Raw genomic sequence first — 23,143 nt, 5'->3', positions numbered from 1 at the left:
GCTGTCAATGCAAAGTCGCGCAGGCGTGACCCCACGCGATGTGCTTACCGGCCTTCGTTGGAATTCCGGTTGGCGGCCACTTGCTCCGGCGTCAGTTGGAACCCGACCAGCACTTCATACCAGCGGGCATCCATGGTCTTCGGCACGGGGATCACCTGGGTCAGGGTCTCCTGCGTGTCGGTGCCCAGGGCGACGCTGGTGGTGAAGGTCTTCTTGGACAGGATGTTGCGGTTCGGGTCGGTGACGGCCACGAAATAGGTGACGGGGATGGAACCGCCCGCCACACCTTCATTGGCACGGCCCGTGATCATGACGCTGGCGGCGATGGTGACGGACGTGTCGTCATAGCCGCAATTGGCCAGGATGCCAGACAGGATAGCCACACCCTGATCGGTGCGCAGGGTGCCGGCATCGCGCAGCACGCCGACATTGGGGCAGCCGGCGACCATATGGTCATTCTCGGCACAACCGGCCAGCGCCAGCATACCCATGCCGGCAAGGGCGGCCAGGGTCATGCGGCGGGCTGCTTTCCTGGCATGCAGAACCGGGCTATGGTTGGGCCGGGTGGTCATCATGGGGCTGGTCATCAAACGTCCGTTCACTTCCATATCACCGGGACATGAATGGGCGGCGACCATGTCATAAGAATGGCACCTTCCCACACGCCGGGTTGCGACAATATAGGTGGGCATCCAGCCGCGCAAGCGTGGCACCCGGCACTGACACGTATCGACAGGGACACACCCATCACCATGGCCGACAATATCACCCCCCCCGCCGCGCTTCCGCCCCTGCATGTGCTGCTGGCGGCCCCGCGTGGTTTCTGTGCCGGGGTGGACCGGGCCATCCAGATCGTGGAAACCGCGCTGAAAAAATTCGGCGCCCCCGTCTATGTCCGGCATGAGATTGTGCATAACCGCTTCGTGGTGGAAAATCTGGAGGCGCAGGGGGCGATTTTCGTCAAGGAACTGGACGAGGTGCCGGACGACCGGCCCGTCGTCTTCTCCGCCCATGGCGTGCCCAAGGCCATCCCGGCCGAGGCACAGCGCCGCAACATGATCTATGTCGATGCCACCTGCCCGCTCGTCTCCAAGGTGCACCGGGAGGCCGAACATCATCACGAGGCCGGGCGCACTGTCCTGCTGATCGGCCATGCCGGCCATCCGGAGGTGGTGGGCACCATCGGCCAGCTGCCCGAAGGGGCGGTGAAGCTGGTGGAAACGGTGGAGGATGTGGCTGGTCTGGTCATTGATGATCCCGATAATCTGGCATTCGCCACCCAAACCACCTTGTCGGTGGATGATACGGGTGCCATCGTCGATGCGCTGCGCGACCGCTTCCCTGCCATCTCCGGCCCGAAGCGGGAGGATATCTGCTACGCCACCACCAACCGACAGGGTGCGGTGAAGGCCATCGCCCCGCGCGCCGATGCCCTGCTGGTGCTAGGCGCGCCCAATTCGTCGAACTCCGTCCGGTTGGTGGAGGTGGCGCGCGCCCATGGCTGCACCCGTGCCATGCTGGTGCAACGTGCGGCCCAGATCGACTGGGACCGCCTGTCCAAGGTCCGCACCCTGGGCATCACGGCCGGTGCCTCCGCCCCGGAGGTGCTGGTGGATGAGGTGCTGGCCGCGTTGCGCAGCCGGTTCACCGTGACCGTGGAAGAGGTGGTGACCGCCACGGAGAATGTGATTTTCAAGCTGCCGCGCATCCTGGCGGCGGAATAGGCTCTAGCTACTTCGCCGCCGGCTTGCGTTCGGCAGCCAGCCGACCGAACACGGGCTGTGCCTGTGGCGACATGACGCGCTGCCGCTCGCGCACCTTGGCGCGGGCGGGGCTGGCATAGATCTGCTTGGACGCCTCAACCATATGCACGCCGGCGAAGGCCCGGAACCAGCGGTGGCCCACCTCCTCCACTGCCGGCGCGCTGGCCAGCATGAAACGCAGGCGGGACGGCGGCAGGAACAGGGCGCAATCTTCCCGCTCCGGCACAAACATATTGGCCTTCAGGGTGCTGCGCAGCTGTCCCGGCGTGAAGGGGCTGCCCTGGCCAAACGGCGTGCTGTCGGACCGGGCCCAGATACCGCGCCGGTTGGGCACCACCGTAATCAGTCGCCCACCACCCGCCATCACCCGCCAGATTTCCCGCATCAGGGGCCGCAGCTCCTCGGTACATTCCAGCCCATGGATCAGCAGGATGCGGTCGATGGACATGTCGGGGAAGGGCAGTTCCGCCTCATCCGCCAGCGTCACTTGACCCGGTCCTTCCGGCGGCCAGGCAATGACGCCCTGGCTGGCCGGCATGACGGCCATCACCCGCTCCGCCTCCTCCTGAAACATGGTCAGGTAGGGGGTGGCGTAGCCGATGCCCAGCACGCGCTGTCCCCGCAGGTCGGGCCATAATTCCCGGATGCGGCGACGGATCAGGCGGCGCACCACCTGTCCCGTGCTGGAGCGATAGAATTCGCGAAGATCAAGGACGTCGCTATACATGCGCCGAAGGATATCACGGCGTCCGCGCGCATGCATGACAAAGAAAGGGCAAAAGAAAAGCCGGCTGTGCCTGGCACGCCGGCTGTAGATGATCATCCCCGGATCGGCGAGACACGTCCAGGGTTCCATCCCGGTGGGCGCTTGGTTTCCCGAAACGCCGCACGGCAGGGCGGACAATACGCGAAAGCCTGTGCCCCGCCAGCCATGAATGCTGTTGGCTGCCGTCATTTGCCGCCCACGTCACATTTGTGCAACATGGTGCGGCGCAATGGGCACGCCCTGCATTGCACGCCATCCTTCCATTCGGCGTATAATCAACTACACTTGGCGTTAATCCGAAGTGAATGGCCGTGGGCGTTTCCCATGGTCTGGGGGATGGTGGATGGCGGAAGGCCTCAGGCTCCTGTTGGCGAACCTGTTCGTGGCGCTGATCTATGCGACCACAGGGTGGGCTGGTTTGCAGGTCCCGTTCGCGGGTGAGGCGGTGACGTTGATCTGGCCGCCCACTGGTATCGCCTTTGCTGCCGTGTGGCGTTTCGGCCCGCGCCTGCTGCCCGGCGTGTTCATGGGTGCCTGCGGTCTTGCCTCGCTTGGTTTCGTTAACCCGCTTGTGCCCTTGTCCATCGGCGTCGGCAATTGCCTGCCGGCCTTGGCTGCTTGGGCTTGGTTGCGCAGGGAACGGGGGCCGCAGCCATTGTTCGATGGGCCGTCTGGCCTTATTGCCTTCCTGGCCGTCGCCGTCTTGATCACCCCGATGTTGAGCGCTTCGGCCGGCGTGCTGTCGATCCTGGCCGGCGGCGGCAATTTGGGCGAAGGCTGGGCCAGCGCTTGGGTCAGCTGGTGGGTGGGCGACGCCATGGGGGTCCTGCTGGTGGCCCCGCCCTTGATCCTGATGGCCGCACCCGGCGCCACGGCCCTGCTGCGTCGCCGCTGGGCGACCGCACTTGGCCTGCTGGCTGCGGGTGCCCTGCTGCTGACCGGCATGGCCCTGATCGATACGCTGTGGCTGCGGGAGGCGGGGCGGTTTGCGCTGTTCTGCCTGATCCTGATGGCGGGGCTGCGGCTGGGCCTGCTGGGGACCTCAATCTATACATTGCTGGTGGCTGCCGGTCTGACCCTGCTGACGGCGCAGGGCATGGGGCCGTTCGCATCGGCAGATTACCATGCCAGTTTCGCCACACTGCTGGCGGCCTTGTCGATTCTGGCTGTGGCTGGGCTGGCGCTGGCGACCGTGATGGCCACGCTGCGCCGGGTGATGCTGGCCGAACGTGAGGCCCGCAATCAGGCCGAACAGGCCCTGTTGCGCCTGTGCCAGACGCAGGACAATCTGGTGCAGGCGGAAAAGATGGCCTCATTGGGTCGTCTTGTTGCCGGCATCGCGCATGAGGTGAATACCCCCGTCGGTACCGCACTGGCCGCCGCCACGCGACTAGCCAATGACACGCGCGGGATTGAGCAGGCGCTGGCCGCCGGCACGCTGCGCCGCGAGCAGATGAACGAATATATTGACGCGACCTCGCTGGCGGCCCGCATCCTTCAATCCAATATGGAGCGCGCGGCCCGCCTGATCGAAAGCTTCAAGCATGTGGCCGTGGACCGCACGCGCCAGGATCGCCGCCGTTTCGATCTGGCCGGCTATCTGGAAGAGGTGGTGATTTCGCTGCGGCCGCAGACGCGCAAGACCCCGCATGCCATAGCATTGACGGGCGCCACCCGTCTGCCCGTGGATACCTATCCCGACGCCGTGGCGCAGCTTGTGACCAATCTGCTGGTCAATGCCGTCACCCACGCCTTTGTCGACGGGCGGACGGGCCGGGTGGAGGTGGATCTGCGCGCCGATGAACAGGGCTGGGTTGAGCTTCGGGTCCGCGACGATGGCAAGGGGTTGGCGCGCGAACAGCTGGACCGCGTCTTCGAACCCTTCTTTACTACAGGCCGCGAACGCGGCGGCAGCGGTCTAGGCCTCTATCTGGCCTACAGCCAAGTCAGCCAGAAGCTGGGCGGGACCCTGATCGTGGAAAGCAGCCTGCTCAATAATGGCACCTGCTTCCTGGCGCGCTTCCCGGCAGTGGCCCCGCCGGTCACGGAAACGGGCGATGTCCGGCCCACGCCGCCCCCGCCGATCGACCTTGCCGCCAAGCGCCGCAGCGCCTGACGGCGAGGTCGCTTTTACTTACTGCATCAGGAATTCCCGTACCTTCACCACCGTGGTGGTCGGGTCTTCTTCCTGCGGCATATGGCCCAGGCCGGGGAAGCTGACCAGGGTGCTGTTCGGCAAGGCCGCCTGAAACTGGGCGGGCGTGGTAGCGAAGGCGACCAGCCAGTCCTTCTCCCCCCATACCAGCAGGGTCGGTGCCTGAATGGTGCGCAGCGTTTCCGTCGGGTCCTGGATCATATAGGCCGCGGCGCGTTGCAGCCGGGCCGGGCGTACACCGGGCGACAGCCAGGAATAATAATAAGTATCGAGCATCTGCTCGTTGAACCGCGTCGGATCGCCATAAAGCGCGCCGATCATGGTCCGCACCGCATCGCGTTTCAGCGAATAGGGCAGGGCCTTCATGGCGGCGGGCAGTTCCACCTTCTGGCCGAACCCGATCCCCAGCAGCGGGAAACCACCGGGGGCGACCAGCACCAGTTTTTCCACCCGGTCAGGATTGACTGCCGCGAAGTGCCAGGCGATCTGCCCGCCCAACGAATTGCCAATCAGGGTGGCCTTTTCGACCTTCAGCGTGTCCAGCAGCACCTTCAACTGCACCGCATCGCGTTCCGGGCTGTAGGTGCCGGTGGGGTCCGCCCCCGTTAGGCCATGGCCCGCCAGATCATAGCGGATGACGCGGAAATCTTTGGACAGGTCGGCGGCCCAGCCGTCCCAGCTTTGCAGCATGGAGGCGTTGCCGTGGATCATCACCAGCACAGGTGCGCCTTCCGGCCCTTCCTGGCGCACATGGAAACGCAGGCCCGAGACCTCGACAAAGTCACCGGCCCCGCGCGCGAACTTCGCCTCTGCTTCGGCTCGTGAAAGGTCTGGCGTCCAGGCCCACCAGGCAAAGCCTCCCACCGCCGCCACGATCAGCAGCAGCAAGCCTAATAGGATTTTTCCCAACAGGCGCATCTCGATCCCTCCCCATTGCGCATTGTTGGGACCCAGCATGTGGAAACCGATGGCGGCAAGCAAGCGGAATGAAATCTGAATCGATATTCATATTTTATCACTGTTTCTTGACTTCGATTCAGGAAACCCATGTGGGTGCGAATGATGCATATAACTGCAATCATCTGTTAATGGATAAATATCTTGAAAGTTTTTCGGGAAAATTGATCATACCATAGTCACCAATCTAGTCAGTGTTCTCCAAGTTTCCTCTATAGTCGAAACCGGTTTGCCGATTTCGAAATGCTGTCTGCTTTGACTATGCCATAGACGCATGTCGAAGAGGCTCTTGCTTTATCTGAATGCAGCCAGACTTCAACGGAGATCAAGTCATGGATGTGCAACGCTACCTGACTTCTCAGCAGGCTGTTGGAAGGGTCGGCATTTATTGTTTCGATGACCACAATTTGATGGTCTGGAACGGTACTGACGACAATCACAGTCTAAATATTGCGACGGCGGCACAGGGGAGTTTTACCTTCCCGTCTGCATCAACCGGTCAGGGCGGCAGCCCGGAAGCAGCTTTGTGCGGACCCGCTTTTTGTGTTGTCGGCGTCGATCTAGCTTATCTGGCTTGGGTCAATGCGAACAACAAGATCGCCGTCGGTCAATTGTCGCGTAGCGGGCAGGGAGCTGAAACCAGCTGGAGCCTGTCTACGACACCCACGATCATTGACGCCTCTAACCCCGCCAGTCCCCCCGTGCTCGGTGTGGAAGGGTCGGCACAGGGGGTTATCGTCAATCTCATCTGGCAGGACAAGGGGGCTGGCAGTTTGGTTCAGGCCCAGATCGAGTATATGAACCCCACTCCCAATTTGCAGTTCCAGGCGTTGTCCGGTGCTTCCTGTGCTGGCGGCGCGCCTGAACTGGCGCGGATCGGTGTCCGGTCCTGTCTGGCCTGGTCCAGTGTCGCCGACACCGATGGCTCAGGCACGCTAAGCTTTGCCATTTCTTCGACGGACCATGTGCTTGGGCTGGGTCCGCATAGCGAGCAGCTGTCGATCAGTGGTGCCAACTGTGCCGGCGGTGTTGCCGTGGTTGGCATCAACCCTTCCTATGCCATTGCGGTGCGCGGTGGACCGGGTGGGGTCTTCTTTGACGGGTTCGGCCCCAATGCCCGCCATGTCTGGACGCGCAACAACGCCAAGGGTGCCAGCGGCAGTGTCACCACCACGGTGCCCCTGGCCCCGGTCTTTGCAGGTACCTGCCTGTTTACAGGCAAGGACGGGGCGACGGGGCGCTTGGTCGTGACCGCCTGGCCGGAGCAGCAGCCAGACAGCCAGCCGAACGAGATCGTTGTCAGTCTGTTCGTGCCGCCCGCCATGCCGATACCGGTTGGGTAAGCCCTGGCCTGTTGCGCAACGCAGAAGACGATCGAGGAAGCCATGCCCACTCCCACCGTCCCGACCAGTCCGGTCAGCACCAAGCAGAATGCCAGCGGCCGGGTCGCCGTCAGCGTTCTCGACAATCCCAATGATACTCAGGAAGGCACTCAGTATTACGCCATGGCCTGGATGGCCAATGGTGACGGCTATCCCCTTATGTTCGGCGCCGCGAAGGCCGGCGACTATACGCCCGTCACCACCACCAGTTCCGCTACCGGCACCAAGGGCTGTGGCCCGACCATGGTTGTCCTGCCCGATGGGCGCACAGCGGTTCTGGCCTGGGTGAATGCCAAGCAACTGGTTACCATCGGCATTGCCAAGGCCAGCGCAAGCAATCCGCCCAGATGGTCGCTGGACCGCACGTTCACCATTCCCGGCAGCAAGGCCGCGGGCAGTCCCACAGGCTGTCTGACGCAGCAGAATGGGTTCCCCGTGGTCACGCTGGTCTGGCAGGATGCGGGGCCGGGCTGCATGGTCTATGCTCAGATCAATCCGGCCAATGTGAAGAACTCCCTGGGTTTCGCACCCTTGGGGGAAAGTTGCCTGGACACGCCCTGCCTGGATCGTGACGGCCCCTCCACCATCCTGACCTATACCCGTACCAACGGGCAGATTGCGCTGGTATGCGATGTTCGAGGTGGCGTGGATTTCGATTTTGCCAACGCCTTCCTGCCGGCCGGCATGACCAGCACCTATGGCCCTTGTCTAGTGCCGTTGAACCCGACCACCGCCTATCTGATCTGGGCGGCGGGCACGCAGGTGAATTATCAGCAGCTGGGCATCGGATCGGATGGCAACTGGCAGGTGAACAGCGATCCTGCCACCAGCGGCAATCTGGCCATCGCCGCCACGGCGGCCCCCACGGGCCAATTGCTGCCCGATACGGTGGAGGGGACGGGCCCCATTGTGCTGGTCGCGGTGCCCGGCAAAGACAATGTCATCCAGCTGGCAGGCTTCGTGCCCGACTTCTCCCCCATTGCCATCGTTCAGGCCTGAGCCGGACCGCCATACCGAAAAGGAGAAAGGCGATGAGCATTCTTCCTAGTTACTATGATGCCCAGATCATCCAGACCGGCCTGACCGCTGTGGGCACGCCGGCCATCGCGATGACCGACACGGCCGTCCTGATCGCCTATTGCACGGGCGACGCCCAGAACCATATCGCGCTGGATCAGGCCAATATCACATCGCAGGGAACAGAGAAGTTCCAGGCCGTGGTGACCAATCTGGCCAATTTCAACAGCAGCAATGCCGGCATCCAGGACCGCTTGAGCGCCCCGTGTCTGAGCCTCATGCCAGACCAGCAAAGTGGCTATCTGGGTTTCGTCAATGCGGCGCGGCAAATTGAAATCCATTCCCTTGCCGTGGTCGGCGGCAACTGGGTGCTGACCAACCTGATTGGAATTTACGGCGCGTCCCAGGCCGATTCCGGCCCGACCATGCGTATCGGTCAGCAGAATGGTCAACTGGTGCTGAACATCATCTGGATGGATATGGCACTGAATTCCCTGGCGCTGGCCCAGCTGGAAATCTTCAATCCCCAGCCTTTGTTGACCTTCCGCGCCATCGGGCAACAGTCGCAGGGTGCGCCCTGTCTGGCGCGGGCCGGCGGTGTCGGCTTCATCGCCTGGACGGGGAGCAATGGCTGGCTGAATCTGGCCATGGATATTGCCGGCGGTGTCGATTTCGATTTCGACGCCAAACTGACCTTTGAGCAATATACCAGTGGCTATGGCTGCGCCTTCGTGCCGTTCGGGGCACGGGTTGGCTATATGCTGTGGGCGTCGCAGGGTGGTGGTGAAAAGGTGGCGTTCCAGCAGATTGCGGTCAATGCCAATGGTGAATGGGTCCGTAACCCCGACCCCAGCTGTTCGGGTCAGCTGGCAAATGCCCTGCCGCCGGGATCGGGTATTTTTGCCCATGCCGACCGGGTTCAGGATGCGGAGAGTGGTTCTTCCGGTCCCGCCATTTCCCTGGCCTATTCCAGCTGGGGCAACCCGTCGCAGGTGGTGCTTGCTAGCTTCCCCGCCGATCTGTCGCCTGTACCCATCGTGCAGTATGTGACGTCTTAATTCTGGCCTGCTGGGGGCTTGACGGGCGGGCGGTGCTGGTCCAAGCACTGCGCCGACCCCAAGCCCCCAGCCGGATATTTGATCATGGCCCGCCTAGTACCCGTCATCGCCATTGATGGTCCCGCCGCCTCCGGCAAGGGCACGCTTGCCCGCAAGGTAGCGGAGGCCATGGGCTTCGCGCTGTTGGATACTGGTGCGCTTTATCGGGGTGTTGCGCTGACCATGATCCGGGCGGGGCTGGACCTGGGTGATGGCGAGGCGGCGACGGCAACCGCCCGCGCCCTGACCGCAGCCGATATCGACCGGTTGACCCATGATCCCGACCTGCGCCTGGATACCACCGCGTCTGGCGCGTCCCGCGTGTCGGCAGTGCCCGGCGTGCGCCAGGCCTTGCTGGATTTTCAGCGCGATTTTGCCGCCAACCCACCGGGCGGTCTCCCAGGTGCCGTTCTGGATGGCCGCGACATCGGCACCGTCATTTGCCCTGATGCCCCGGTGAAGCTGTTTGTGACGGCCAGCGTGACGGTCCGTGCCCAGCGTCGGTTTGCAGAATTGCAGGGCCGCGGGGAGAACCCGGACTTCGCCGATGTCCTGGCCGATATGCAGGCCCGTGACGACCGCGACACCAAACGCGCCGTCGCCCCGCTGGTGCCGGCGTCCGATGCCGTGATCATCGATAATTCCGATATGACCCCGCAACAGGTGCTGGACGCGGCCCTGGCGGTTGTGCGAGGCCGGCTTTCTGCCTGAGGAACACAAACCCAGGCTGGCGACTGCCAGCCCGCGCCCCCGTGGGCGCGTGAGCCAAGGCGGCGGATGCCGCCGCCCGGCGCTTGGACGGAGCGCTTAATATATCACCCATGCGCGGTGCGCCGCAGAAACGCGGGCGCGCACCCGACTCTATCGGTTGCGGGGATGGCTCATCGCGGCTATAAGACCCGCCTGTCCCGAAGGACATGAAGGATCGTGACGCGAGCGGACGACCGCCGGGGGAACCCGGGGGTGCGTCGATGCCCGCGTTTTTGCTTAGAAAACGTCCTCGCCGGTGCTTGCCACCGGTGCCGCCATGGCCTTCAACCGGTTCCCGACTAGACATTCCGTCTGGCGTGCCGGTCTCTTCGGGGCACGCGTACCAAGCCGCCGGACATGGTGTTCGGCGCGGCGGTGGCAAAGTTTCTCGACCGGCTCGGGCGTGCCGGACACGGGGGACAGCGTCGCCGTTGCCTGCAACCCGAAACAGTTTGCCCATTGGAGTTCAAATGGCACAGGTTTCCGCCGCGAAGGAAAGCTTCGCCGCTCTGCTTGAAGAGTCCTTCGGTTCCTCCGACAGCCTGGAAGGCACCGTCGTCAAGGGCCGCATCCTCAGCATCGACAATGACCAGGTCCTGATCGATGTCGGCCTGAAGTCCGAGGGCCGCGTCGCCCTGAAGGAATTCGCCGTTCCCGGTCAGCCGATCGAGCTGAAGGTTGGCGACACCGTCGAAGTTTACCTGGAGCGCATGGAAGACAAGAACGGCGAAGCCGTCCTGTCGCGTGAAAAGGCCAAGCGCGAGGAAGCCTGGACCCTGCTGGAAAAGTCCTTCACGGACCAGTCCCGCGTCACCGGCATCATCTTCGGTCGCGTCAAGGGTGGCTTCACCGTCGATCTGAATGGCGCCGTGGCGTTCCTGCCGGGCAGCCAGGTCGATATCCGTCCGGTGCGCGACATCGCCCCGCTGATGGGCACGCCGCAGCCGTTCCAGATCCTGAAGATGGACCGCTCGCGCGGCAACATCGTCGTCTCCCGCCGCGCCGTGCTGGAAGAAAGCCGTGCGGAAGCCCGCTCCGAGCTGGTCGCCTCCCTCAAGGAAGGTCAGATCCTGCAGGGCGTGGTCAAGAACATCACCGATTACGGTGCGTTCGTTGATCTGGGTGGCGTTGACGGCCTGCTGCACGTCACCGACATCGCCTGGCGCCGCATCAACCACCCGTCGGAAGCCCTGCAGATCGGCCAGACCGTTACGGTCCAGGTCATCCGCTTCAACTCCGAGACCCAGCGCATCAGCCTCGGCATGAAGCAGCTGGAAGCCGATCCGTGGGAAGGCGTGGAAGCCAAGTACCCGCCGCAGGCCAAGTTCAAGGGCCGCGTCACCAACATCACCGACTACGGCGCCTTTGTGGAGCTGGAGCCCGGTATCGAAGGTCTGGTGCACGTCTCCGAGATGAGCTGGACCAAGAAGAACGTCCATCCGGGCAAGATCGTTTCCACCTCTCAGGAAGTGGAAGTGATGGTCCTGGACGTCGATCCGGTGAAGCGCCGTATCTCGCTGGGTCTGAAGCAGACCATGCAGAACCCCTGGGAAGCCTTCGTCGAGAAGTTCCCGGGCGGCACCGAGCTGGAAGGCGAAGTCAAGAACATCACCGAATTCGGTCTGTTCGTGGGTCTGCCGGGCGATATCGACGGTATGGTGCACCTGTCCGATCTGGACTGGAACACCCCCGGCGAGCAGGCCATCCAGGAATACAAGAAGGGCGATCAGGTCAAGGTCAAGGTCCTGGACGTTGACGTTGAGAAGGAACGCATCTCCCTCGGCATCAAGCAGCTGGCCTCCGATCCGTTCGAGCAGGCCGCCGCTGGCGTCAAGAAGGGCGATGTCGTCACCTGCACCGTGACGCAGATCACCGAAGGCGGCATCGAGGTCGAAGTGGGCGAAGGCTTCACGGGCTTCATCCGCAAGTCCGACCTGTCGCGCGAGCGTTCCGAGCAGCGCCCCGACCGCTTCGCCGTTGGCGAAAAGGTCGATGCCAAGGTCACCCAGGTCGATCGCGGTTCCCGCAAGATCGGCCTGTCGATCAAGGCCAAGGAAGTCGAAGAAGAGAAGTCCGCGATGGCCGAGTTCGGCTCGTCCGACAGCGGCGCCTCTCTGGGCGACATCCTGGGTGCGGCCCTGAAGCGCAAGCAGCAGAACGACTGATCCGGCAACGGATCAGCCCTCTGTCAGGGTTGAGAGTATGCGAAGGCCGCCGGGGCAACCCGGCGGCCTTTTGCTTTTGGGGCCGCTTACCGTGAACGTGCAACCCATCGGCGGATGGGTTCGTGTCCATGAGTATGAATTGCGATGGGAGGATTTATAAAATTTCTAATGACCCCTCCCGAAGGTTTGTATCTTCTGGTTGTATTATTTATAATGAAAATCTTCTTGAAAGAAAATGTCTTATCAGTTTCGTCGAAGTGCGAAGTTCGGTCGGAACCGCCCAACCAGATGCGGATACCGCTAGCCGCTGCCGTCACTTCCACGCGTCGGGATCTGTTTCGCAACAGGAGAAAGCATGGCTGTCATCAACGGTACCGCTGCCCCCGAAACACTGACCGGTGGGGCCGAGAATGACATCATCACCGGCGGTGGCGGTCGCGATCAGATCGCTGGTGGTGCCGGCAATGACACACTGAGCGGCGGCAGCGGTGGCGGGGCCACTATCAAGGGTGAGGCTGGCGACGATGTCATCTATGGCGATGACGGGATCGGTTACGGGCGTAGCGGCGACAATGTCCAGGGTGGTGAGGGCAACGACCATCTCTATGTCGGGCGCAGCGATACCGCTTCCGGCGGGACGGGAAGCGATGTTTTCCATTTCCCGCGCTATCTCCCCTATTCTGGCGGCATGGCAATCATCACCGATTTTGATGTGGCCAGCGATCGCATAGACCTCGCCAACATTAGCGGAGAACGTGGAATTGCCAGCTTCTCCGTGGCCAGGGACCTGATCAGCACCACCACATACCAGGGCAAGGCAGGCACCGCCGTTACCGTCAAATATGACGGTGGTACCAGTATCATCTTGTTCCTGGAGGGGTTGACGGCCAACCAACTGACGGCGTCCAATTTTCTGGTGACGGGGGCTACCAGCAATCCAAGCGGTATCTTCTCCACCGGTCTGCGTGATCTTTACGGCACCCTGGGCAATGACAGCATTAATGGTAGCGTCAATGATGAGCGCCTTTATGGCGACGCTGGCAACGATACACTGTTTGGCGGCACCGGCACCGATACGCTGATCGGCGGAGCGGGCAACGATGTCTTCGTCCATTCGGGTGACGGGGCTGTAACGATCCAGGATTTCGAGCAGGGCAGCGACCGGATTGACCTGCGCGAGTTTGGGGTACGGGACTTCACCGTGCTGCGGGAGATCATGACTGCCGCTCCTGCGGGGGGGACGGTGATCGCCACCCGCGGCATTTCCGGCAGCGACCGCCTGCTGGTCGGCACCGAGATGTCGAAGCTGACCGCCGCCGATTTTATCTTCGCCCCCGCTGATTACAGCATGCGGCTGGTCGCTGACCAATATACCTCGGACATCCTGGCCGGGAACGGCAACGATACCATCACCGGCGGCAGCGGCAGCAACTTCATCCTGGCTGGTGCCGGGGACGACCGCATCATCGTCTCAAGCGGCTTCGACACCCTGGTCGGCGGTTCCGGCAAGGATGTGCTGGTCTTCAGTGATGCTGGCTATAGTTACGGCTACCGTGGCACCTATTTCCGTGACTTCACACAGGGGGAAGACCGGATCGACCTGCGGGCGACCGGCATCGCCAGCTTGGACACGTTGAAGCAGCTTGGCTTCTCCACCATCATCGAGGGCAACAAGCAGGTCGTGGAGTTCGTCATCGACCTTCCGGGCGGCGGCCAGGCGGACCTGATCCTGGCCATTGATCCTGCCCGTCTGACGGCGGCAGATTTCATCTTCGAGGACAGTGCGACGGCCCGCACCAATATCGAAACGCCGGTTGGCGGTACACTCTATGGCGGCTTGGGCAATGATGTCCTGCGGGGCGCTGGTAGCAGCTGGCTTTATGGGGATGCTGGTAACGATACTCTGACGGGCGGTAGTGGCGACCGGCTGGTCGGCGGTAGCGGACAGGATGTTTTCCGCACAGAATTGCGCGGTTCCTATTACTCTCTGGTCAAGATTACCGATTTCAAGCAGGGCGAGGACCAGATAGACCTGTCGCCCTGGGGCATTCGTGACTTTGCTACTTTCTCAATGATCGTGGCAGACGATCGGTTGTATGGCAGGTTAAATTTCCTGACCACAGCGATGGATGTCGGTGTCCCCGCAGCTAAGCTGACTGCACAGGACTTCGTCTATGCGGCCGATGATGGCCGGGCCCAGTGGCTGACGGCGTCCAACACGATATCCACCGACACGTCAAAGCCGGTGCCGCTGGTCGGCGGCGCTGGCAATGACATGGTCCGTGGCGGCAAGTATTCAGACTGGCTGGTGGGTGGTGCTGGTGATGACACGCTGGTAGCGACCGGGAGTGAAGACATACTGGCCGGTGGTTCCGGCAGTGATCTTTTCGTCATCATGCCCAGCAGCAATTCGACTACACGCGCTTCGATAATCGACTTCACCGGCGGTACCGATAAGATCGACCTGTCCGCCACCTCGATCAACAGTTTCCAAGCGCTGCTTGCCTCATCTAATGTCATCCTGGGGATGTCAGGCTTTTTTACGCGCATCCAAGCTGATGGCGTCAGTGTAGATATCCGCACCGACCGGTCCAAGCTGACGGCGGCTGACTTCATTTTCGCTCCCAACCCGACGGGCAGCCTCAATCTGACGACGGCACTCAGCGAGGAGATCAACCTCTTTGGGGGTTCCGGCAACGACACGCTGGAAGGATCGCAGGTATCGCAACTGCTCTTCGGCGGGGATGGCGACGACACCTTCATCGCTGGGTCCCTGACGACCACTGCGGGCAACGATACGATCATCGGCGGGGCGGGTCTGGATCGTGTTGTCTTTGGCGATACCTCACGTAGTTATCAGATCACGACCTTAAACAATGTCACCACGGTCACCAAATCGGGGGGGGAGAAGACCTTAGTCACCGGTGTGGAAAAGCTGGTGTTCAACGACCAGACCATTGATCTGTCTGGCGGGACCGTCCCGACGTTGAAACTTTCAGGCGGCGCCGTGCGCGAGGGGCAATCGGGCACATCGGCCAATTTGGCCTTCACCGCCACCCTGTCAGCAGCCGGAACCTCGGATGTCACCTTCAGTTTCACCGTAAGGGCGAGCACCACCGTAGAAGCGGTCAGCAAGACCGTTATCATCCCGGCGGGTTCCACCAGCGTTACCGTGCTGGTGCCGGTGAAGGGCGACGTTTTGGTGGAGGCGGATCAAAGCGTGCTGGCCACCGTGACCGATCTGACTGGTGCCCTCTTCGCGAGCAGCACTGGCCGCTATCTCTATGCCACCGGTACCGTCGTTAATGATGATTTCCAGGCTGGCTTCAGTGTGGCGGCATACCGCGCTTTGAACAGCGGCCTGGACAGCGATGCCGCTGCTATGCAGGACTACATCACCAATGGACGGGCTGCCGGCAAGATCGCCAGTGGTTTCGATGCAGAGGCTTACGCAGCCTTCAATCCCGAAATCTACCGGGCGTCTGGCCTGAACGCGTCCGGCCTGTTGAACCATTTCGTGAGCACAGGTCGGGCAGAGGGGCGGGTCGCCGAGGGGTTCGACGCCATGGCCTATGCGGCATTGAATCCCGATTTGTTTGCGGCTTTCGGCACCAACCGCCAAGCCCTCGTGGAACATTTCATCGCCAGCGGGCGAATGGAAGGACGCATCACTGCCGGCTTCGACGCAGAAGCCTATGCGGCATTGAATCCCGACCTGTTCCGCGTTTTCGGACTGAATGAATGGGCCTTGATCAGCCACTATATCCAGTTCGGGCGGGCAGAGGGACGAAGTGCTATCGGATTCAGCGCGGAGGCTTATGCTGCCTTCAACAGCGATGTCTACAATGCCTTCGGACTGGACCATGCCGCTCTTGTCCGCCATTACGTCGACTATGGCCGGGCAGAGGGCCGCTTGGCCTACAGTGCCACGGCGCAAGGGCTGGTACCTACCGCACCCCTGGACCTTTTGGGTTATGTGCCGCGCAGTGACTATGCGAACTTTGACATATGATCCACCGCTGTCGTCTTTTTGAGAATCACGCCGGCCTATTGATGACCACCTCCCCGGATAGTTGCCGGGGAGGTGGTTGTTAACTCATGGTGGTTTTACCACCTCACCCCTTAACCTGCTTCACCCAGGCATCCACCTGCGCCTCCAGCACCGTCAGCGGCAGGCCGCCGGAGCCTAGCACGACGTCGTGGAAGCCCTTGATGTCGAACTTGTCGCCAAGGGCCGTCTTGGCTTTTTCGCGCAGGTCCAGGATTTTCAGCTGGCCCAGCTTATAGGCGCAGGCCTGGCCGGGCAGGACGATATAGCGGTCGATCTCAATGGTGACCGCTTCCTCACTCATGCCCGTGGTGTCGCGCATATAGGTGATGGCCTGTTCGCGGGTCCAGCGTTTGGCATGGAGGCCCGTATCCACGACCAGACGGACAGACCGGAACAGCTCGGCCTGTAACCGGCCCAGATCGCCATAGGGGTCGTTCTCATACATCCCCATTTCCACGGCCAGTCGCTCCGCATACAGCGCCCAGCCCTCGGCATAGGCGGTGAAGGGATAGACCTTGCGGAAGGTCGGCACATCCTCAATGGTCTGGGCCAGCGCCAGCTGGAAATGATGGCCGGGTACGGCCTCGTGATAGACCAGGGTCGGCAGGCTGAACTTGGGCGCGCGGGCCTTTTCACCTAAGTTGATATAGAAAATACCGGGGCGGGAACCGTCGAGGGCCGGCGGGTTGTAATAACCGCCGGGCGACGTGGCCTCGGCATATTCCGGCACGGCCTGGATATCGACGGGCTGCTTGGGCAGCTTGTTGAACCATTGCGGGGCCTTGGCCATGACCGTGTCGGTCATGCGCTTCAGATCGGCCAGTTCCTGCTCATAGCTTTCGCGGCCGGGCGGGTATTTCTGGGCCGGGTCCTGCTCCAGGGCGCGCACCCGCTCACCCACCGTACCCTCTGTCTGGCCAAGCTTTTGCAGCAGCGCGTCCATTTCCCCGGTGATGCGGGCCACTTCCGACAGGCCGATCTCGTGGATCGCCTCCGGCTCGGTATCGACCGTGGTGTTGGCCCTCAGCGCCAGCTTGTAATAGCGCGCGCCATCGGGCAGGCGCCAGACGCCGGCGTCGGATGTTGCCTTGGGCCGGATTTCATCGCGCAGCAGCTTGCCCAGCGCCTGATAGGCCGGATAGACGTCCTTTTCCACGGCGGCGGTGGCGGCGGCGATCAGGCGGGTACGCTCCGCCTCCGCCACGCCGGCCTTTTCCAGCCGTGTCTTAAAGGTGGTGATCAGCGGATTGTCGGCCACCGGGTCCTTGGTGAAGTTGTCAATGACCACCAGGCTTTTATCGACCACGAAATCGGGCGGCACCACGCCCGCCTTGGCCTGGTTGCGTACCGATTCTGCCAGCTGCCCGAACTTGGTGGAAACGGCATGCAGGCGGCTGATATAGCGCTCCGCCGATTTCACATCACTGACCACATGCGCGTTGGTCAGGAATTGCGGCAGGCTGACCGGGGCGGAGAACAGCTGATCGACGGGATACAGGCCGCCGCCCGGCACCACCCAGGGGAAATCCAGCTGCGCCAGATTGGTGGAATAGAATTCCAGCATAACCTGCTGCGAGATGGCCTGCTGTCCGGTCAGGCCGGTGTAGGACTTGATCTCCGCGATATAGCGGGTCATGTCCTTGCGGGTCTTTTCCAGGTCTTCCGGCTTAACCTCGTCCAGCTTGCCGGAATGGAAATCCAGGAAGGTGCCGTCGATCATGCCCAGCTGGGTCAGCGTCTCGGGACTGTCCAGAACCTGAAGGATGGTCTGACGCTCAATGGTGGGATGGATGGGCAGTGGCCCCCACAGCCCGTAACCGACAGCCACAGCGGCCAGACCAACGACACCCCCCACGGTGCCCAGCAGGATCTTCTTCAGCTTCACTGTTGTAACCCCCTCTGTTGACGCCGCCCGGTCGTCCGTGCGCCCGGCGGTCGCGGGGGAGGAGGCTACATCTTGGTTAATCTTCACGCCAGGGGAGCGATGAGGGGTGCGGCACCATTCCGAGGGTCGGAAGGGGAACCACGATTTGCCAAAGCCGTCCATTCGCGGCACTCTGCGGCCCTTCTTGATCCGGGATGACAGGGAACGGGTGCGGCATGGGCGTGGCGATGGGCAGCATCGATCTGGCGGTGGAGCCGGATTTCCGCCTTGGACCCTGGCTGGTGCGCCCGTCGCTGGGCATGGCAAGCCGCGATGGGGCGGAGGTGAAGCTGGAACCCCGCGTCCTGCAAACCCTGATCGTGTTGGTCCGGGCGGAGGGGCGGACGGTGTCGCGGGCCGAACTGATGCGTACCGCCTGGGGGCTGGAGGTCGGGGACGATGCCATCGGCCGCTGTATCGGCCGGCTGCGCGCGGTTCTGGCCATTGATGGGGTGATCGGGTTCGAGACGATTCCCAAGATCGGTTACCGCCTGAATGTGGCGGGGCAGGAGACGGAACCGTTGGCGGAGGAGCCGGCGGCGGTGGCGGCGGCCCCCGCACCCGCCCGGCGATCCACACCCTATCTCTGGGCCGGTCTGTCCCTGCTGTTGACCCTGTCCCTTGCCGGTACCGCCCTGCTGCTGAACCGCGCGGATGAGGTGCTGCCCGTGGCACAGGTCACCCCCGTCACCACTGATCCAGGGCAGGAGGTGCAGCCGGCGATCAGCCCTGGCGGCGGCCAGATCGCCTATGCCTCGGACCGGGCGGGCCAGGGGCAGGGGTTTGACATCTGGGTCCAATCGCTGTCGGGCGGCACGCCCGTGCGCCTGACCGATGATCCCGCCCATGATCTGTCGCCTGTCTGGTCCCCTGATGGTGGCCGTATCGCCTTTGTCCGGGTCCCAGCATCGGGGCCGTGTCAGCTGTTCGTGCGGCCTGTCCCGTCGGGGCCGGAACGGCTGGTGGGCGGTTGCACGACGTTCAGGGAGGTGAAGCCCGCCTGGGCCGACAATGATCGTCTGATCTTCGCCGACAAGGCCAGTGCTGCCGAACCTGCCCGCCTCTGGACCATTGCCCTGTCCGGGGCCGATGCAGGGGTGCCCGTACCGCTGACCGGCCCGCCCGCCGGCATCAATGGCGATGGCGATCCAGCCGTTTCACCCGATGGCAAGCGCCTGGCCTTCATGCGCCACCGTGCCGTCGGCGTGTCGGATGTCATCGTGCGCGATCTGACCACCGGCGAAGAGCGGCAGGTGACGGATGACGGGCGAAAGCTGCATGGGCTGGAATGGTCGGGCGATGGGCGTTGGCTTTACACATCGTCCAGCCGGGCCGGCGATTTCGGCCTCTGGCGGGTTGATCCCGAGGCCAAGGCCCCGCCCCTGCGCATCGCCCCCGGCCTGAACCAGCTGGGCCGCATCGGGGCCGGCGGCGACCGGGTGGCGGCAGAGGTGCGGACCAACCGTTCCACCCTGCTGCGCCTCCTGCCCGATGGCGGCACCGAACCCGTGGTCCCGTCCAGCAACCGCCTGGACTGGGACCCCGATGTCAGCCGCCAGGGCGCTGTGGCCTTCGCGTCCGACCGGTCCGGCATGTTTGAGATATGGGTGGCCGATCCCGGACAGGTCCCATCCCCCGTGACGCAGTTCGCCGGACCCTTTACCCAGTCCCCCCGCTGGGCACCCGACGGGCGGCGGCTGGCGCTGGTGTCGGTGGTGGATGGCGCGCCCGGCCTGTTCATCCTGGATCGCGGGTCGGGTCGGCTGCGGCGCGTGGCCGCCGAACCGGGGGCGGAGGATCGGGCCCCCGCCTGGTCGCGCGACGGTCAACGGCTTTATTTCGCGTCCAACCGGCTTGATGGCTGGCGGATCTGGATCGCCCGCCCGCCCTATGAACAGGCCATGCCGATCACTGACGCCGGGTGGCGCGTCGCCAAGGAAAGCGCTGATGGCCGCTGGCTCTACATGGTGCGCGACGGCGAAAGCGGCCTGTGGCGGCAGCCCGCCGATGGCGGGCAGGTGGAAAAGGTCGCCGATCTTCCCGACGCCTATGACAATGAAAGCTGGGTGGTGGGGCCGGACGGCGTCTATCTGATCGAACGGCCCGGCAACGGGCAGGCGCGTATCATGCTGTTGCCCTCTGATGGCGGGGAACTGCGCACCGTCGCTGACCTTCCCGACGCGCTCTACAAATCCTCCCTGACCCTGGACCCCGACGGGCGGCTGATCATCGGCAAATATCTGGGTACCCTGGTTGATATCGTCGATGTGCGGATGGGTGCGCGCTGATCGGCACAATATCGGCGTTCCATCGGGACCCCGTCGGACCATCGGACTTCCCGGTTTCCCTGGCTTTCGCCACCTTCCACCCCGACCCGCCGGGCCTGCCGGCGATGATGTGACCGGGTGGTTGGAATGCGATATGAGATCGATGTGAACGGCCAGCTTCATGGGGTGGATGCCCCCGCCGATATGCCACTGCTATGGGTACTGCGCGACCTTGTGGGCCTGACGGGCACCAAATACGGGTGCGGTGTGGCGGCCTGCGGTGCCTGTACCGTACTGCTGGACGGACAGGCGGTCCGGTCCTGCCAGTTCCCCATGGAACAATATGCGGGGCAGAAGGTGGCGACGGTCGAAGGCCTGTCGCCCGACCGTACCCATCCGCTGCAACAGGCCTGGATCGCCGAACAGGTGCCGCAATGCGGCTATTGCCAGTCCGGTATGCTGATGGCCGCTGATGCCCTGCTGCGCGAAACCCCGCGTCCGACGGATGCGCAGATCGACGCCGCCATGACCAACCTGTGCCGTTGCGGCACCCTGCCCCGTGTGCGCCGCGCCATCCGCCGCGCCGCCGGCATGGCACCGGCCTGAAGCGGGGGAGAGGATCATGGCTGTTTCGCTTTCGCGCCGCGCGCTGTTTTCCGCCGCCGGGGCCGGTCTGACCCTGGGGCTGATGCCACTCAGCATCGTGGCCGTCGCCGCTCCCGGACAGGGTGCGACCATCAATAACTGGCTGCATGTCGGTACGGACGGTGCCGTCACGCTTTATTCCAACGCCCAGGAAATGGGCCAGGGCGGGTTCAGCGGCGTGGCGCAGCTGCTGGCCAATGAGCTGTGCGTGGAATGGGGCCGGGTGACGGTAAAGACGGCACCTCTGGTCGATGCCATGGGCATGGCCGATGGCAAAAGCCACTGGACGGGCGGCAGTTCGTCGATCCGCAGCCAATGGGACAAGCTGCGTCGCGCCGGTGCCGCCGCACGGCAGATGCTGGTGACGGCTGGTGCCCGCATGCTGGGCGTGCCGGCGGTCGAGTGCCGGGCTGTTGCCGGCCATGTCGAACATCGGCCCAGCGGGCGTCGCGTCGCCTATGGTGCCGTGGCCGATATGGCCGCCCGCCTGCCCGTGCCGGCCGATCCCGTACCCCTGTCGCGCGCCGACTGGACCCTGGTGGGCCAGGGGGTGATGCGCAAGGATATCGCGGCCAAGGTGGATGGCAGTGCGATCTATGCCACCGATGTGAAGCTGCCGGGCCTGCTCTCCGCCACCTTGATGCAATGTCCGGTGTTCGGGGGCAAGTTGACCAGCGTCGATCCGGCCCCGGCGCTGGCCATTCCCGGCGTGCGGCATGTGGTGGTGGTGAAGGATGCGTCCATCCCCATCCCCGGCTCCGACCGGCCCATGACCCTGGTCGATGCAGTGGCGGTGGTGGCCGACCATTGGTGGGCGGCCCGACAGGGCCTGCTGGCCCTGTCGCCCGTTTGGGACGCGCAGGGGAAGGATAATCTCGACACCAAGGGCATGATCGACACGATCACGGGCAAGTTGGCCGACCCCGGCTCCATCCGCAAGGGGGCGAAGGAGGATGAGGCCGCGATCCGCACCGCCCACAGTGCCGCGATGGCGGGGGCGACCAGGGTTCTTTCCTGGGATTATGTCGTGCCTGCTCTGGCCCATGCCCAGATGGAGCCGATGTCGGCCACCATCGACCTTAGCCCCGGCAAGGCGCGGGCCTGGACGGGCAGCCAGTTCCCCACCTCCGTCCGCCGCATCCTGGCGGGCCTGTCCGGTATGGCAGAGGACAAGGTGGAGGTGGAGACGCTGCTGTCCGGCGGCGGCTTTGGCCGCCGATACCTGAATGATTATGTCGGCTACGCCGCCTTCCTGTCGAAACGGGTGGCCGCCCCGGTGAAGCTGATTTATTCGCGGGAGGAGGATCTGTCCCAGGGCCGCTACCGCCCCGCCACCGCCTGCCGTATCACTGCCGGTGTGGGGGCCGATGGCATGCCGGTCGCCGTCCATACCCATACGGTCCCGGCGTCAGGTAATGTCTGGGTTTCCATGGCAACGGGCGGGCCGGCACAGCCCGACCATCAGCCCAGCTATTACCTGCCCGCCCCCCTGACCAGTATGGTGGAAGGCGGCCTGCCCGTGCCCAACGGCCCCTGGCGCGCACCGGGCAGCACGCAGGGTGCCTTCTTCTTCGAATGTTTCGTGGATGATCTGGCACAGGCGGCGAGGCAGGACCCGCTGGCCTATCGCCGCCGGCTGCTGGCCAGCAATCCGCGTGCGCTCCGCGTGCTGGACGCCGCCGCCAACGCTGCCGGCTGGGGCCGGTCCCTGCCGGCGGGAACGGGCCTAGGCATCGCTATCTGGAACAGCTTTCAGTCCATCGCTGCACAGGTGGTGCAGGTATCGGTCACCGGCACCCGCGTGCGGGTGGACAAGGTCTGGTGCGCCTTTGATTGCGGCACCATCGTCAATCCCGACAGCGTGCGGGCCCAGGGCGAGGGCTCCATCCTGATGGCCCTGTCGGCCAGTCTGGCGGAGAAGGTGACCTTGGAGAAAGGGGCTGTCAGCAGCCGCAATTTCGATGAGTACAGCCTGATTCAGATGGATCGCATCCCGGAGATGGAGATGATCCTGATTGACAGCCCCGACGCACCCGTGGGCGGGGCGGGGGAGCCGATGACCCCGCCCCTGCCACCCGCCCTGGTCAACGCCCTGTTCGCGGCGACGGGCAAGCGGGTGCGGTCACTGCCCCTCACCGACCACGGCTTCACGGTGAGTTGAGTTTGGGCGGCCTTGCGCGCCCCTGCCGACAGGGGTTACACCG

The 23,143-nt window shown here is 63.6% G+C and carries 15 protein-coding genes; 11 read left to right on the top strand and 4 right to left on the bottom strand.

Features of this window, described 5'->3' with window-relative positions:
* Nucleotides 1–44: 44 nt before the first annotated feature.
* The gene (locus ABC729_RS11505; RefSeq protein WP_495607711.1) at nt 45–587 is read right to left on the bottom strand and encodes a hypothetical protein; all 543 of its coding nucleotides are present in this window, start codon (nt 585–587) and stop codon (nt 45–47) included.
* 165 nt (nt 588–752) lie between these two features.
* Between ABC729_RS11505 and ispH the strand changes: the two genes are divergently transcribed.
* Entirely contained in the window at nt 753–1,724 is a 972-nt protein-coding gene (gene ispH, locus ABC729_RS11500) for a 4-hydroxy-3-methylbut-2-enyl diphosphate reductase (protein ID WP_495607710.1), read from the top strand.
* A 7-nt stretch (nt 1,725–1,731) separates the two neighbouring features.
* Here the strand turns inward: ispH and ABC729_RS11495 are convergent, their stop codons facing one another.
* Nucleotides 1,732–2,490, bottom strand: coding sequence for a methyltransferase domain-containing protein (locus ABC729_RS11495; RefSeq protein ID WP_495607709.1), 759 nt, complete (start codon nt 2,488–2,490; stop codon nt 1,732–1,734).
* Between the two features lie 382 nt (nt 2,491–2,872).
* Here ABC729_RS11495 and ABC729_RS11490 point away from each other — a divergent pair, with 382 nt between their 5' ends.
* Nucleotides 2,873–4,645: an MASE1 domain-containing protein gene (locus ABC729_RS11490; protein ID WP_495607708.1), complete on the top strand. Its 1,773-nt coding sequence runs from the start codon at nt 2,873–2,875 to the stop codon at nt 4,643–4,645.
* A gap of 18 nt (nt 4,646–4,663) precedes the next feature.
* On the opposite strand, the gene ABC729_RS11485 is transcribed toward ABC729_RS11490, so the two are convergent.
* Nucleotides 4,664–5,641, bottom strand: coding sequence for an alpha/beta fold hydrolase (locus tag ABC729_RS11485; RefSeq protein WP_495607707.1), 978 nt, complete (start codon nt 5,639–5,641; stop codon nt 4,664–4,666).
* Between the two features lie 524 nt (nt 5,642–6,165).
* Between ABC729_RS11485 and ABC729_RS11480 the strand changes: the two genes are divergently transcribed.
* The 6 genes from ABC729_RS11480 (at nt 6,166) to ABC729_RS11455 (ending at nt 16,064) form a co-directional block, all read left to right on the top strand.
* The gene (locus ABC729_RS11480; protein ID WP_495607706.1) at nt 6,166–6,984 is read left to right on the top strand and encodes a hypothetical protein; all 819 of its coding nucleotides are present in this window, start codon (nt 6,166–6,168) and stop codon (nt 6,982–6,984) included.
* A 42-nt stretch (nt 6,985–7,026) separates the two neighbouring features.
* Entirely contained in the window at nt 7,027–8,022 is a 996-nt protein-coding gene (locus ABC729_RS11475; protein WP_495607705.1) for a hypothetical protein, read from the top strand.
* A 32-nt stretch (nt 8,023–8,054) separates the two neighbouring features.
* A complete protein-coding gene (locus ABC729_RS11470; RefSeq protein WP_495607704.1) occupies nt 8,055–9,098 on the top strand; it encodes a hypothetical protein in 1,044 nt (347 codons plus the stop codon).
* Nucleotides 9,099–9,182: 84 nt separating this feature from the next.
* Entirely contained in the window at nt 9,183–9,848 is a 666-nt protein-coding gene (cmk, locus tag ABC729_RS11465; RefSeq protein WP_495607703.1) for a (d)CMP kinase, read from the top strand.
* A 509-nt stretch (nt 9,849–10,357) separates the two neighbouring features.
* A complete protein-coding gene (rpsA, locus tag ABC729_RS11460) occupies nt 10,358–12,052 on the top strand; it encodes a 30S ribosomal protein S1 (protein WP_054169461.1) in 1,695 nt (564 codons plus the stop codon).
* Nucleotides 12,053–12,407: 355 nt separating this feature from the next.
* Nucleotides 12,408–16,064 (top strand): M10 family metallopeptidase C-terminal domain-containing protein, encoded by a 3,657-nt coding sequence (locus ABC729_RS11455; RefSeq protein ID WP_495607702.1) that lies wholly within the window; start codon nt 12,408–12,410, stop codon nt 16,062–16,064.
* Nucleotides 16,065–16,167: 103 nt separating this feature from the next.
* On the opposite strand, the gene ABC729_RS11450 is transcribed toward ABC729_RS11455, so the two are convergent.
* The gene (locus ABC729_RS11450) at nt 16,168–17,988 is read right to left on the bottom strand and encodes a DUF885 domain-containing protein (protein WP_495607701.1); all 1,821 of its coding nucleotides are present in this window, start codon (nt 17,986–17,988) and stop codon (nt 16,168–16,170) included.
* Nucleotides 17,989–18,203: 215 nt separating this feature from the next.
* Between ABC729_RS11450 and ABC729_RS11445 the strand changes: the two genes are divergently transcribed.
* The 3 genes from ABC729_RS11445 (at nt 18,204) to ABC729_RS11435 (ending at nt 23,100) form a co-directional block, all read left to right on the top strand.
* On the top strand, nt 18,204–20,315 hold the full coding sequence (locus tag ABC729_RS11445) for a winged helix-turn-helix domain-containing protein (RefSeq protein WP_495607700.1): 2,112 nt from the start codon (nt 18,204–18,206) through the stop codon (nt 20,313–20,315).
* A gap of 126 nt (nt 20,316–20,441) precedes the next feature.
* Complete coding sequence (locus ABC729_RS11440; protein WP_495607699.1) at nt 20,442–20,900, top strand: (2Fe-2S)-binding protein; 459 nt, start codon at nt 20,442–20,444, stop codon at nt 20,898–20,900.
* A 16-nt stretch (nt 20,901–20,916) separates the two neighbouring features.
* Nucleotides 20,917–23,100, top strand: a complete 2,184-nt coding sequence (locus ABC729_RS11435; protein ID WP_495607698.1) for a xanthine dehydrogenase family protein molybdopterin-binding subunit — start codon at nt 20,917–20,919, stop codon at nt 23,098–23,100.
* The last annotated feature ends 43 nt before the right edge of the window (nt 23,101–23,143 follow it).

It is taken from the genome of Niveispirillum sp. CC-CTL257 (assembly GCF_059489915.1).
This window is presented reverse-complemented; position numbering and strand designations above follow the sequence as displayed.